We start from the raw sequence: 12,114 nt of genomic DNA on the forward strand, positions 1-12,114 counted from the left end.
ATGTTTGTTAATCCATACTACAACCAACATCAAGCGGCCGGATTTTCCTAAAATTAAAATGTAAAACCTATGAATCGAACGATTATCGTTGGAGACATCCATGGATGTTACGACGAACTCATGTTATTATTAGAGAAAGTTAACCTGCAACCCCAAGACCTGCTGATTGCACTGGGCGACATAGTTGACAGAGGCAATAAGTCCCCGGAAGTTTACCAATACCTGCGGGAACGCCCGAATACAGTGGTTTTAATGGGCAACCATGAGCGAAAACATTTGACAGGAATTCTCTCTTATTCGCAGGAGATTGTAAAATTGCAGTTTGGCGCTGCTTATCCTGATTTCCTGGAATGGTTAAAAGGGCTGCCTTACTATTATGAGACAGCGGAAGCGATTATCGTACATGCTTCCCTGTTAGATGGCATTCCTTTGAGCGAGCAGCGGGAAGAAGTGCTTTGCGGCACTATATCCGGCGAGAAGCAGTTGGAAAAGACATATGGAGACGCGATGCAGTGGATGCACCATTATACCGGGGAGAAACCGGTTATTTTTGGTCATCGGGTAGTGGATGAAGTAGAGACCACAGGCCATTGCTGGGGCATTGATACTGGCTGTTGCCATGGTCTGCGACTTACAGCCATTGAGTTACCCGGTATGAAAATCCACCAGGTGGAAGGATTAGCAGATCATTGGCGGGCCGAACAAAAAAAATGGCAGCTGCCTGTGTTACACTCCAAAAACTGGAAGCAGCTGGAGTTTAAAGCAATCCGTCATCAGCTGAAGAAACTGGATTATCTGCAAGAGCCAGAAGCGAGACAGATACTAGATAAGATACAGCAATGGATGGAAGCGCTCCCGCAGACCTTTCAGACTTTAGCCAACGCGATCGAACAATTTGCGGCCAGTATGCAGGCGGATGAAAGCAGGAATTTTGTGGAAGAAGCGAATCAGTATTTTTTCAAAGTATTCCTGTATAAAGCAGCAGCCAGCAATCTGAAAGTGAGTGATTTGGAACAATCCCTCCAAACACCGGAGAAAGTACTGAAACTGGCCGCAGCATTACAGACCGATATCTTAACCTTCCCGGAATAATTTATCTTTAAGGTATGATAGATATCCGAACATTCGGGCAGTTACAGGAAGCCGCTACCCCACGCAGGGTGATGCGATATGTGATGGTATATTGCACCAACAAACAGATAGTAGCCCATATAGACGGGAACAGTTATTCCTTACGGGCACAGGATGCGATTACTATTACCTCAGGGCAGTATCATCACCTGGAACCCGCACCTGGCGCGGAGGGATATGTGCTGGAATTTACGCTCGACTTTTTCTGTAAGGATGACCAGGATATTGAGTTGATTTTTCATAATGGTTTGTTCTGCCATTTTGATCAAAATGAAGTGATAGCTGTTCCTGCTACCGTAATGCAGGAGCAGCTGGCACTGATACGCTCAGAACTGACCACCCAGCCTTATCAATATCTGACCAGCATCCACAGTAGAATTGTATTACTGCTGGTGACTATCAACCGCGCAAAGGTGGACCGTGGAGATGAAATCTGGAAACCCTCTGCCCTCTTTCTGCGCTTTCTGGAAGCGGTACGCCATCATTTCGGGCATGATTACAATGTGGCAGAATTTGCCCGCATGTTGCAAACAACAGAAGCCAAACTGAATGAACAAGCCCGCCTTCATGCCGGGAAAACCGCGCAGAACGTCATCTATGGCCTTGTTACCGCCGAAGCCAAAAGATTGTTGCTGTATGGCGACCTGACGATTAAAGAAGTCGCCTATAAACTGGGATTCAATGATCCCTATTACTTTTCCAATTTCTTCAAGAAACAAACCCAGGTATCCCCAAAACACTTCCGGGAAGTGAATGGCCTTTCCTAAATATTACATCTGTTTTACAGGATTCTCTATTCTTTCCCCCTCCTGTTTGTCTCAACTTTGTGCTGGTAAAACATAATACCAGCATATGATCACCAATACTGCATTTACATCACTCTTACTAAGACTGGCATTAGCCGGAGGTTTTCTTTCTGCTGTGGCCAGCAGGACCGGCCTTTGGGGGAAACAATCTTCCGGATGGCATGCCTTTCTGCATTATACCGCACAGGTTAACTCATTTATGCCGATGGCAGCCATTCCCACCATTGCCATTATCACAACAATATTGGAAACCTTACTGGGATGCCTGTTACTACTGGGATACAAAACCAATATTACAGCGCTGGTAGCCGGTATACTTACCCTATTATTCGCATTAGCCATGGCCTATTCTTCCGGATGGAAGGAAGTGCTGGATTACTCCGTCCTGGCTTTCAGCGCAGGCGCGTTCTTATTGTCTTCACTTCCTACTTACCGTTGGAGCCTTGATTATTTATTGCAGCATTAAAAATATAGATTATGAAAACAGATATTCATTCTTACATTACTAAAAGTCGGCACACCGCCTGGGAACCATTAGTAGAAAAAGGTATCCACTATACAGGTATTTTTGTAAAGTCGTTACGCTATGATGAGGCCAGTGGCCGTTCTAAGACGATTCTCTTAAAATTTGAGGCTGGCGCGAAATATCCTTACCATCACCATCCGGCTGGAGAAGAAATCTTCGTATTGCATGGAGAGGCCATAGTGGAAGGTGCGCTTTTGCAGGAAGGGGATTATTTGTATACTCCTCCCGGATTCAAACATGCTGTGTATAGTCCAAATGGCGCCACTTTACTGTTTGTTGTACCAGAGGAAGTAGAAATATTGCCTTAACTGGCATCTTCCATTATGCCGGTTTTTATTCCGGTATAATGGAAGTATTGTTCCTGCTGTTGCGTTGGGAGATGAATACTATCATCAGCGCGATAAGGCTCCAGATAAGCATTTGCCAGGTAGCCATATTCCAGCCACCCATCTTCCAGCTCATAAGGCCGAACCCAGTACCAATAGCAGCGCCGATGAAATACGTAGTCATATATACCGTATTTAATCTGCTATGGGCATGTTCATTCAATGCGTAGATGCGGGTAAAGTTAGTGATCTGTGTAGCCTGTACGCCAATATCCAGGAAGAAGATGCCAGCAATTAGCGCTGTTGCGGAGAAAGGAAACATTTTTAGTAACAGAATACTTCCTGCCATCATAGCCACAGAAAGATACAGTCCCCTGAAAACATTTCCTCTATCGGCTATCTTCCCGAAAACTGGCGCTACCAAAGCGCCACCAATGGCCACCAATCCAAACAGACCGATACTCGCAGTACTATAATTCAACGGAGCTGTGCTTAAGTGGAAAGTAAGCGTAGTCCAGAAAGAGCAGAAAACGCCAAAGGTAAATGCACCTAGAATGGCTGCCTGTCGTAGTATGCGGTATTCCTTTATTAATCCCAGGGTGGAGCCAAGTAATTTGAAGTAGTTTCCTTTGAATTTGGGAGGGACTTCCGGCAGGTATACGCTCAGCAACAATATTGCAAATACTACTAAAACAGCTGATATGACAAATACATACTGCCACCCCCAGTAGCTCGTGATGATCCCACTCAATACCCTTGATCCGAGGATGCCGGTGAGTATGCCGCTATATACCTTCCCTACTGTTTTTCCCCTGTTCTCTTTTCCCAGTGCTGCCGCCATGGGTAATATTATTTGTGCCGGCGTAGAAAATAATCCGGTGAAGAAACTCAGGGCCAGCAAGGCGTTTGCAGAGTGTGCGGTGGCGGTGAGCAGCAATGTAACCGCTAATAGTATGCAGGTACTAATGATGAGGTTTTTTCTATTCATTTTGTCCCCCAGCGGTACCAGGAATAACATGCCGAGCCCATATCCCAGTTGAGCCATCATAGACATTTTGCCGATACTGCTTTCCGAAGCATGAATGGATTGTGCTATATTATGCAGGATAGGTTGATTATAGTAGAGGTTGGCTACGATGATTCCCGCCGATGCCGCCATCACAGGTATTCCCCATGCAGCTTTCCGTTCAAGCGCTAATTCCATTGTCTTTTTTTATTTGCAAAACTAGTTGCTACGAGTGGGGCCATTTTGTAATATTTGATTGTAAATTTGTAAAAAACGATTATGGAGCGTTTTGTGCAGTTTGACCCGATTTTCATTCGGCATTTCACTACAGGGCAATGGCCCTTTCCTACGCATAACCATAACCACTATGAGCTGGTATTCATACATTCCGGCAAAGGGATACATATATTGAATAATGCCCGCACACCTTATAGCGGAAAAGCCTTGTTCCTGCTGGCGCCACAGGATCAGCATAAATTTGTGGTACAGGAACAGACGGAGTTTAGTGTTATAAAATTCCTGCCGATCTATCTGAGTGGGGATGTGGAAAGTAAAGAGCGGCGCGACTGGAACTTGCTGATGGATGAACTGATTGTAAACAATGAAGAAGTGTCTGCCATCATCCTGATCAAAAAAGAATGGAGAAAGGTGGAACAATTGTTCCGCATGATTGTCCGGGAATGGGAAGATGCTGACAACCAGGCCAATGAACTAATGGTGCATTTACTACGGGGAATACTGGTAATCCTTAAGCGGAATATCTTCGGAGATTCCGATGGAACGGGGCTTACCGCGGATCATCTTTCAATAGGCATCATGCACCATATCCATGAATATATACAGTCGCCCGAAGCGCTGAGTAGTACTTTTATTTCCGGGAAGTTCCATTTATCCGCCAGCTATATAGGGATGTTATTCCGGCGCGAGATGGGAATTTCTTTAAAGGAATATATTTCTCAATATAAATTCAAATTGATCCAGGCCAGGTTAAAACACAGTCGCGATCTGCTGAAGGAAATCAGCCATGACTTTGGGTTTACAGATGTAAGTCATTTCAATAAATTCGTAAAAAAGTATGGTGGTCAGAATCCTAAAGATATCCGCAATAGCAGCAATGCCCTATAAAGTGATTACTGTCTGCAATATATCGCTATTACCGGATGCGCTATAGTCCATTAGTAAGGTGATCATCCGCACGATTTTTCCCGGCTGGGAATCTGCTTCCGGAGCGCGTTTCGTTACCAGACGTATTTCCCCATCCAGGCAACTGCCGAGGTCATACTTTGTACCTTCCATTTTAGCGGGTCCTGGTATGGGTGCTATGGCATTATTGATCACAGTGGCGAATGCCTGACAACAATGATCTCCTGCCGTTTTGGGGAGGGATACTGTGAATTTATTATCGATTAACCTGCACCATCCTGTTTGTAGCGTATACCCGTTAGCGTTAGGCACTAAACTACCCCAACTGGCGGGATCTTTATCTGGCCGGATGAGCCAGTAGATCTGTCCGGGGATTTCGGGGCGGATATTAAAATAGTTATGATAAAAGCGGACGCCTGTTTTTTGCAGATGTTGGGGAGACGCGATCTGCCAGTGTTCGGCCATCCGTACTTCCTGGTTACGTTGGAGAACATATTTGGCGTATCCGGCTTTCATTTCCGCTTCGTTGGCATAGAAATGACCGTATAGTTCCTGAAATGCCGTTGCTGTTGCGATGTACTTCCAGTGTGTGTTCATACTGACTAATGTGCTAAGATTTCTTCGTTCCCAGATAAGTGCGGCCGGCAGCCAGGTGATTGATGGTATCTGCCATGCGTTGGATGCGCGCCTCTGTGACGGTAATTTCCAGCACCCAGGCGATGCACTCTTGTTGTTCTTCTTTTTTCATCGCTTGAAACGCTTTCCAGGCGGCAGGTTCATCCTGCAAACATTCCATAAAATCTTCCGGTATCACTTCTGCTGCGGCAGGTTCGCTATCAAATAATACCAGGTGTACCGTATCGCCGGCTTGCTTCTTGATAGCCTTTCTGATAGCAGCGTTCACGGCCATCATCATTAGTCCGCCTTTATTAGGCATCAGAGAGAAAGTATCCAGGGTATGTTCATCAATCGTACCATACACTTTGCGTATTCCAAAATAAGCCTGCGTATTTTTAGGAATCTCCGGCAAGCGGATGAATGTCCAGCCTCCTTTCACCTCCATTTTTTCCAGGAGTACTTTTTTATCTATCAGGGGCATTTTCTTTTGTTCAGCCATGTGGATATCGGTATGCTACAAAATTTTCAAGTAAAAAAATAAAGCACATGATGCGTACTATTCCCGTCGCGAAATTATATCTTTAATTGCAACCTGAACCTAAATCCAGCATTTAATATTTTCTTGCATATGCGCCTGCTGACCATGCTGTGCTGTTGTCTGTTATTGACCAATATCCAACTGAAAGCGCAATCTTCCGGCAGGGACTATCATGGACAGGTGATAACGGCGCCAAAGACTCCCGTTCCTTATGCCAGTGTGGTATTACTATCTGCTGTGGACTCCTCACGGATAAAAGGGGCGGTTGCTGATAACGAGGGGTATTTCACGATCAGAGATATTCCGGCCCTTCCGGCATTATTGCGGGTTACCGCTATGGGATATGAGTCCAGGTATATAACGTTAACGGATATATCCAAACAGCAACAGCTTCTCCTGGAAGCAAGAATGGAAAAAGAAGTAGTGATTACAGGTAATACCAGGAAGCCATTGGTCAATATCCGACCAGATGGCATTGTTATGAATGTGGCCTCCAGCATTAATGCCACTGGTCTGAATCTGATAGATCTGCTGCGAAAGGCTCCGGGAGTAATGGTTTCAGGGGAAGACAAAATTACTGTCAGCGGAAAATCGGGTATTCTGGTATATATAGACGGAGTACAGATCAATCTCTCCGGCGCAGACCTGGCCGATTATCTAAAAGGTATACCTTCTGACAACATAGCTACAATTCAGATAGTCACTACTCCCGGTGCGCGTTTTGATGCCGCCGGTAATGCGGGTATCATTCTCATTAAGACCAAAAAGCTCACACAGCCTGGCTTCAATGGCAATGTGGCTATTACTGCCGGCATTGGTAATTACTATCCCAAATTCAACGGCAGCGCCAGTTTTAACTACAAAACAGGAAAATTCAATACCTACGGTAGCTTCAGTAACATCAATAGTCTAAACCGTTATTCCAGGCACAATGTCAGGGAACAGGAAACCAACCAGCAACTGGTAAGCTTCGACCAGCAGTGGAACAACCGTAATCGCAGGAACTCATACAACTATAAAATTGGGACTGATTATTCCATCAATGCGGAAAGTACAGTAGGTATTTCCCTGGATGGTAACATTAACCGCAATGGATTTGATGCTACTTCTCAGACGCTCATTTACCAGCAATCGCCCCAACTTCCGGACTCTACGCTGATCGCCAGGAATGTCACCCATTTCCGGCCCTACAACAACACCTTAAGCGGCAGTTATACCTACCTTGATACGACAGGAAGAGAATTAGCCATTACCGCAAGTTATGGCGCCAATAAAAAAGCAGCCGATGCATGGCTGCCCAATACTTACTTTCATCCGGATGGCACTCCCGGCTATAGCACTGCATTTACTAATCAGCACCGCGCCAATTATACCTTCGGGGCTGCCAGGGCTGATTATCGCCAAAAATTGGGGCTTGGCAATCTGGAAACCGGTATCAAGTTCAGTGATGTACAATCAGACAATGATATGCGGTTCTACTCCATTCAAGCCGACCAGCATCTCCCTGACACCGGTCGTACCAACCGATTCCTCTATAAAGAGATCATAACCGCAGGTTATTTCAGTTATTCCTTTAAGTTAAAACGATTCTCATTCGTACTAGGACTACGCGGAGAACATACCGCCGGAAATGGCCAACTGTATAGCCTGAAGGGAAACCAGTTACAAGCGGTAGATACCGCATTTTTCAATTTGTTCCCGAATATACTGACCACCTGGAAATTTCATCCACAGCATAACGTATCGTTGTCCTATAACCGGCGGATAGACAGACCCACCTATCTGTCGCTGAATCCGTTCCTGTTTGTGATGGACGAGTTATCTTATGAAACAGGAAATCCTTTCCTGCGGCCTATGTTCTCTGATAATTTGAAGCTGATATGGATCTACCAGGAAAAATATTCCGCGGCTATTAGTTACAGCGCTACGCATGATATGATATTGGAGTATGCAGATACGCTTTACGGTGGGAGAACTTTTAATACTTACGTCAATGTACCTTACAAGCATCAGGTATCATTGGATCTGAATGCCAGCAAAAATATTACTTCCTTCTGGCAGGCAGCATGCGGACTGAATGCATTTTACATGGAGGTATCCAACATCCATCAAGCGAAGAACACCTCAGCCATCCATCGATTTACGTGGACGGCTTACCTGAATAATTCGTTTAGTCTTCCCCGTAAGTGGAGCATAGAACTCTATGGGTTCTACAACGCGCCTTTCCTGGATATTCCGGCACTGGTGACCTCCAATTGTGCGTTAGACATCGGAATACAAAAGAAACTCTTGCAGGATGCAGGCGTCTTCAAACTAACGGTATCGGATATATTTAACGGATTGAATTATGACGCCACTCGTAACTATGGCGGATTATCGTATCGTAATATTAGCCATTGGGAAAACAGGGTATTACGTCTCTCCTTCAGCTACCGGTTCGGAAATAAAAATATGAAATCGCCGGAATCGCGGGACAGTGGCGCAAAAGACGTCAAAAACAGAATGTAGTTACATGGTCTGTTCTATAGGCGACAAATCCCTGAGCGCAGCAGCAACCGCCTGTAATTGCCCACTATGATAGTATTCCGTAACAGGAATATATTCCAGCGTACCATCTCTTTTCACAAATGCCAGCAAACATTTCAAACTACGTCTACTTTGTCTTTTGACTATATAAACTGCTGACAGTTCTGTCCATTTGAAACCAGCAATCTCCTTACTGCTGATTCGGATTTGCATAGGCGCCCATCCTCTCCAACGCATCAGCAGGTAACCAGCAATGATCACTGAAAAAAGGATAAAGGGAATTGCCTTCGCCAGGTTCGCCTGATGAGCAAAAACCAGGAAAACTATTCTCACCCATGCAATACAAAACAACACTACAGGAATTAAAAAATAAAGATTTCTCATCAGGAATGACTGTAGTACAATGGTGACCGGATCTGGCATAGGTTTTATATTCGCAAAGCCCTGGGCAAAGGTTTGGGGCGACACGATGTCCACTGATTTAGATATATCCCTGCGGATGAAAGAGGTGGTATCTGTGAGTCCTTCTGCTTTTCGGACGATTTGTAAGGTATCTGGATGGGAAATCATGTGGCTGAAAATTCAACACAATTTACAAATATTCCTTATCCAAAATAAAAAACCGCCCGGCGCCGGGCGGTATGCAGTTGTAGGTATAAGTAACGTATATGATTAATCGTCGTCGCGATGATGATGCTTATGTTCTTTCCAGCGGCCGTGTCCATGGCCCTGATCATCGTCATCATCATGGTGACGGCGATAGCGGTCATCTTTACAATCCCGGATGATCACCTGTTTGCCATAGCATCCTTTGTATCTTCTGTACTGGGTGCGATAATAATCATCTCGCAGATAAGGTCGGGGCTCATTGATCACTACTTTGTAGCCACGGTATAAATCATAATGGTAATACCTGGGAAGGCTGCGGGCAAAAACCCAATCATCCGCATCTTCATCGAAATAAATAAATTGGCGATCCGGAATGTAGTAGTAAGCGCCGATGTCCGGGAGATAATAGTATTGGGCATAGTCATATCCTACAGGGCCCCAGGTGGGCTGATTACCCACGTTTACATTTACATTGAAACGTACCTGGGCGTAAGATGCCGGCGCACAGAAAAAACCTCCGGCTAAGAGGCAGGCCAAGATGGCAAGCTTTTTCATAAAAATATGGTTTGTAAACAGCTTATAACCAAATTGATGCCAGTTCGCTTGCACCTGAAAATTTTAATACCTTTGTAATCTATGAAATTGACTTTTTACCATGACTGCAACGGAATTTGAGCAATTTTGGGCAGCCAGTTACGGCCCCACTCCCCCTATTTCCTTTTTATTTAAATGGGATTTTCCCGAAAGATGGTTCCGTATCCATAGTCTTCCTGAAGCCCAGCGATATGCAGCCAGTGAGGCCGACTGGCAGGAGCTGCTGCATCGGCAAAATACTTTGCTCACCGATTTAATGGGAGCTGACGCGCCTATACTGCTGGTTACCGGAGAATTTACCGATACCGCTGCGCCTGTACCAACGGAGCTTTCCCCATTTTTATCTGATATCTCATTTACTACTGCAACCCCCATCCTTCTGGAAACAAATCATTTCCCAGAAGACACCCAGTATTATCCGATGTTTAATGAAAGTACCTGGCAAAGCGGAAAATATGATGTCTTGTTGCGTGCCATTGCAGATGATAATCTTAGGGCATTTTTTATTTCCAGAGAGTATCCCTGTATTGTGGCGCCTTATGATGGAGGCGTTGATATTATCCTGAAAGACAGCGCTACCAGGGATGTAGTGCGAGAGAAATATACTGCCTGGTTATCTGAAAGGGCAGATGGCTTGTAGTCTTATACATGTTTTTCTTCAAATTCCAGCAGCCATTGCTTTCGCCAGATACCGCCACCATAGCCTGTTAATGACCCATCAGTAGCAATTAAGCGATGGCAGGGAATAATTATGGAGACACGATTCGCTCCGTTGGCACTGGCTACTGCACGGATGGCATCCGGCGTACCCAATGCCAAAGCCTGCTCCTTATAGGATCTGGTTGTACCATAAGGTATTTGTTGCAATCCGTGCCAGGCTTTCACTCGGAAACTGGTACCCGGTATCGCCAAGGGAACCGAAAACGTTTTTCTGTTGCCAGCAAAATATTCCTGCAGTTGCTCCTCCAATAATGGAAAATGTGGGTTTTCTCCCGGGACAATTTCCGCACGAAATGCTTTGGTCAGGTATCCATATTGTTGTTGCAGAATCTTACGTTCCGTAAATTCCAGCAGACATACACCTTCCGGGACAGCACAGGCAAACATTCTCCCGATGGGCGTTTCCAGCTGTTTTAGATCAATGATATTTATAGGTTTTGCCATGGCGGTGACGAATAAAATCAGCAACAAGATATGTCTTCTCACTGAAATACTAAGCAATTGGGAGTAAACCGCCCTTTACTACGGGCGGTTTGCGATTAAACAGAAAGGGCTCTCCCCTGGTGAAATTTAATGTGCGAAGTTATACCTTCCACCACCAGGCAGGAAGGTAGTCAACATCCTGGCTTTCTGGCCTTTGGTAAACATCGCCATGCAGGCATCGTCGGTATAATCCATATAGTTCATCGTCATTTCCACTGGCGTACCAGTGCAGGTACTGAGGTGCGGATAAGCAGGACAGCCGAAATTGGCCGCATTATGCAACGGGGTATCTGCTACCAGGTCATCCCCACAGGTGGCATCGCCCCAGATGTGGCGTAAATTAAGCCAGTGGCCAATTTCATGTGTAGCTGTACGGCCCACGTTAAAAGGAGCGGTAGCCGTACCAATTGTACCGAAACAATCGTAAGCGATTACTACGCCATCAGTAGCCGCCGCTCCGCCAGGGAACTGCGCATAGCCGATTACACCGCCAGTCATAGCGCCCACAACCCAGATATTCAGTACAGAATCCGGAGCAGTAGCGTCAATGCCTCCGGAAGCGCTTTTCTTCATCGCATCATTTGGAGACCAGGAAGATTTAGTAGTGGATTTACGCACTACGCTTTTCAGTGCGAAATGAATACCTACTGAAGCCCGCAGCGAATCAAAGATCGGCGGTACGGAATACAGTTGATTATAGTCTGCATTCAGCGCAGCAATCTGTGATTGAATCTGTGCATCAGAAATGTTTTGGGTAGCGCCTTTGTACAGGACATTTACTGTCACCGGAATTTCTACTGTGCCATCCGGTAAGAGTCGATACAGCGATTGGCTCTTGCTGACATCGTTGGTCAGCTTTTCAATTCTAGCCATACGCACGGCCAGTGTTGGATCTGCCAGTAATTGCTGCTGCAATACTTCATAGGCGGCGCATTTGCGCTCTTTGGCTACAGCTACTTCAGGAGTAGGATTTTGCTCAATAATTTGGTTGTCTTTCCTCGTACAGCCAGAGAAGATAAGGGCTGCCAGGAAAAGGATTAGTGCTGATTTTTTCATGATCATGAGGGTTTGGGTTGTTCATTATCCTA

At 45.4% G+C, this 12,114-nt stretch carries 14 protein-coding genes; 7 read left to right on the plus strand and 7 right to left on the minus strand.

From position 1 onward, the window contains the following. Window positions 1-69 precede the first annotated feature (69 nt). The 4 genes from CLV59_RS15975 to CLV59_RS15990 all read left to right on the plus strand — a co-directional run bounded on the left by CLV59_RS15975 (window position 70) and on the right by CLV59_RS15990 (window position 2,771). Window positions 70-1,092 (plus strand): metallophosphoesterase family protein, encoded by a 1,023-nt coding sequence (locus tag CLV59_RS15975; RefSeq protein ID WP_111593064.1) that lies wholly within the window; start codon window positions 70-72, stop codon window positions 1,090-1,092. A 14-nt stretch (window positions 1,093-1,106) separates the two neighbouring features. Beyond that, on the plus strand, window positions 1,107-1,898 hold the full coding sequence (locus tag CLV59_RS15980) for a helix-turn-helix domain-containing protein (RefSeq protein ID WP_111593065.1): 792 nt from the start codon (window positions 1,107-1,109) through the stop codon (window positions 1,896-1,898). An 85-nt stretch (window positions 1,899-1,983) separates the two neighbouring features. Beyond that, window positions 1,984-2,403: a DoxX protein gene (locus CLV59_RS15985; RefSeq protein WP_111593066.1), complete on the plus strand. Its 420-nt coding sequence runs from the start codon at window positions 1,984-1,986 to the stop codon at window positions 2,401-2,403. An 11-nt stretch (window positions 2,404-2,414) separates the two neighbouring features. Continuing rightward, on the plus strand, window positions 2,415-2,771 hold the full coding sequence (locus CLV59_RS15990) for a cupin domain-containing protein (protein WP_111593067.1): 357 nt from the start codon (window positions 2,415-2,417) through the stop codon (window positions 2,769-2,771). 25 nt (window positions 2,772-2,796) lie between these two features. Here CLV59_RS15990 and CLV59_RS15995 read toward each other — a convergent pair whose 3' ends face one another. Continuing rightward, window positions 2,797-3,993, minus strand: coding sequence for an MFS transporter (locus CLV59_RS15995; protein ID WP_111593068.1), 1,197 nt, complete (start codon window positions 3,991-3,993; stop codon window positions 2,797-2,799). 81 nt (window positions 3,994-4,074) lie between these two features. Here CLV59_RS15995 and CLV59_RS16000 point away from each other — a divergent pair, with 81 nt between their 5' ends. Continuing rightward, entirely contained in the window at window positions 4,075-4,920 is an 846-nt protein-coding gene (locus CLV59_RS16000) for an AraC family transcriptional regulator (RefSeq protein WP_111593069.1), read from the plus strand. On the opposite strand, the gene CLV59_RS16005 is transcribed toward CLV59_RS16000, so the two are convergent. Together CLV59_RS16005 and CLV59_RS16010 are read right to left on the minus strand one after the other, a co-directional pair. Further along, window positions 4,915-5,535, minus strand: a complete 621-nt coding sequence (locus tag CLV59_RS16005) for a hypothetical protein (RefSeq protein ID WP_111593070.1) — start codon at window positions 5,533-5,535, stop codon at window positions 4,915-4,917. The genes CLV59_RS16000 and CLV59_RS16005 overlap by 6 nt on opposite strands. A gap of 13 nt (window positions 5,536-5,548) precedes the next feature. Further along, a complete protein-coding gene (locus CLV59_RS16010) occupies window positions 5,549-6,055 on the minus strand; it encodes a YdeI/OmpD-associated family protein (RefSeq protein WP_111593071.1) in 507 nt (168 codons plus the stop codon). Between the two features lie 129 nt (window positions 6,056-6,184). Between CLV59_RS16010 and CLV59_RS16015 the strand changes: the two genes are divergently transcribed. Beyond that, window positions 6,185-8,602, plus strand: a complete 2,418-nt coding sequence (locus CLV59_RS16015; RefSeq protein WP_111593072.1) for an outer membrane beta-barrel protein — start codon at window positions 6,185-6,187, stop codon at window positions 8,600-8,602. Here the strand turns inward: CLV59_RS16015 and CLV59_RS16020 are convergent, their stop codons facing one another. After that, window positions 8,603-9,190 (minus strand): hypothetical protein, encoded by a 588-nt coding sequence (locus tag CLV59_RS16020; protein ID WP_111593073.1) that lies wholly within the window; start codon window positions 9,188-9,190, stop codon window positions 8,603-8,605. A 102-nt stretch (window positions 9,191-9,292) separates the two neighbouring features. After that, window positions 9,293-9,784, minus strand: a complete 492-nt coding sequence (locus tag CLV59_RS16025; protein WP_146616214.1) for a hypothetical protein — start codon at window positions 9,782-9,784, stop codon at window positions 9,293-9,295. A 100-nt stretch (window positions 9,785-9,884) separates the two neighbouring features. On the opposite strand from CLV59_RS16025, the gene CLV59_RS16030 reads away from it, so the two are divergent. Further along, window positions 9,885-10,463, plus strand: coding sequence for a DUF3885 domain-containing protein (locus CLV59_RS16030; RefSeq protein WP_111593075.1), 579 nt, complete (start codon window positions 9,885-9,887; stop codon window positions 10,461-10,463). 2 nt (window positions 10,464-10,465) lie between these two features. Here CLV59_RS16030 and CLV59_RS16035 read toward each other — a convergent pair whose 3' ends face one another. Both CLV59_RS16035 and CLV59_RS16040 read right to left on the minus strand, forming a co-directional pair. Then, window positions 10,466-10,987, minus strand: coding sequence for a methylated-DNA--[protein]-cysteine S-methyltransferase (locus CLV59_RS16035; RefSeq protein WP_111593403.1), 522 nt, complete (start codon window positions 10,985-10,987; stop codon window positions 10,466-10,468). A 126-nt stretch (window positions 10,988-11,113) separates the two neighbouring features. After that, the gene (locus tag CLV59_RS16040; RefSeq protein ID WP_111593404.1) at window positions 11,114-12,082 is read right to left on the minus strand and encodes a M43 family zinc metalloprotease; all 969 of its coding nucleotides are present in this window, start codon (window positions 12,080-12,082) and stop codon (window positions 11,114-11,116) included. Window positions 12,083-12,114: the final 32 nt, after the last annotated feature.

The sequence above is a fragment of the Chitinophaga dinghuensis genome (assembly GCF_003259435.1).
Lineage (GTDB): Bacteria > Bacteroidota > Bacteroidia > Chitinophagales > Chitinophagaceae > Chitinophaga > Chitinophaga dinghuensis.

Excerpts from the sequence above, each read along its gene's own strand:
- CLV59_RS15975 (WP_111593064.1), top strand. The coding sequence starts at position 70 with ATGAATCGAACGATTATCGTTGGAGACATCCATGGATGTTACGACGAA.
- CLV59_RS15980 (WP_111593065.1), top strand. The coding sequence starts at position 1,107 with ATGATAGATATCCGAACATTCGGGCAGTTACAGGAAGCCGCTACCCCA.
- CLV59_RS15985 (WP_111593066.1), top strand. The coding sequence starts at position 1,984 with ATGATCACCAATACTGCATTTACATCACTCTTACTAAGACTGGCATTA.
- CLV59_RS15990 (WP_111593067.1), top strand. The coding sequence starts at position 2,415 with ATGAAAACAGATATTCATTCTTACATTACTAAAAGTCGGCACACCGCC.
- CLV59_RS15995 (WP_111593068.1), bottom strand. The coding sequence starts at position 3,993 with ATGGAATTAGCGCTTGAACGGAAAGCTGCATGGGGAATACCTGTGATG.
- CLV59_RS16000 (WP_111593069.1), top strand. The coding sequence starts at position 4,075 with ATGGAGCGTTTTGTGCAGTTTGACCCGATTTTCATTCGGCATTTCACT.
- CLV59_RS16005 (WP_111593070.1), bottom strand. The coding sequence starts at position 5,535 with ATGAACACACACTGGAAGTACATCGCAACAGCAACGGCATTTCAGGAA.
- CLV59_RS16010 (WP_111593071.1), bottom strand. The coding sequence starts at position 6,055 with ATGGCTGAACAAAAGAAAATGCCCCTGATAGATAAAAAAGTACTCCTG.
- CLV59_RS16015 (WP_111593072.1), top strand. The coding sequence starts at position 6,185 with ATGCGCCTGCTGACCATGCTGTGCTGTTGTCTGTTATTGACCAATATC.
- CLV59_RS16020 (WP_111593073.1), bottom strand. The coding sequence starts at position 9,190 with ATGATTTCCCATCCAGATACCTTACAAATCGTCCGAAAAGCAGAAGGA.
- CLV59_RS16025 (WP_146616214.1), bottom strand. The coding sequence starts at position 9,784 with ATGAAAAAGCTTGCCATCTTGGCCTGCCTCTTAGCCGGAGGTTTTTTC.
- CLV59_RS16030 (WP_111593075.1), top strand. The coding sequence starts at position 9,885 with ATGACTGCAACGGAATTTGAGCAATTTTGGGCAGCCAGTTACGGCCCC.
- CLV59_RS16035 (WP_111593403.1), bottom strand. The coding sequence starts at position 10,987 with ATGGCAAAACCTATAAATATCATTGATCTAAAACAGCTGGAAACGCCC.
- CLV59_RS16040 (WP_111593404.1), bottom strand. The coding sequence starts at position 12,082 with ATGAAAAAATCAGCACTAATCCTTTTCCTGGCAGCCCTTATCTTCTCT.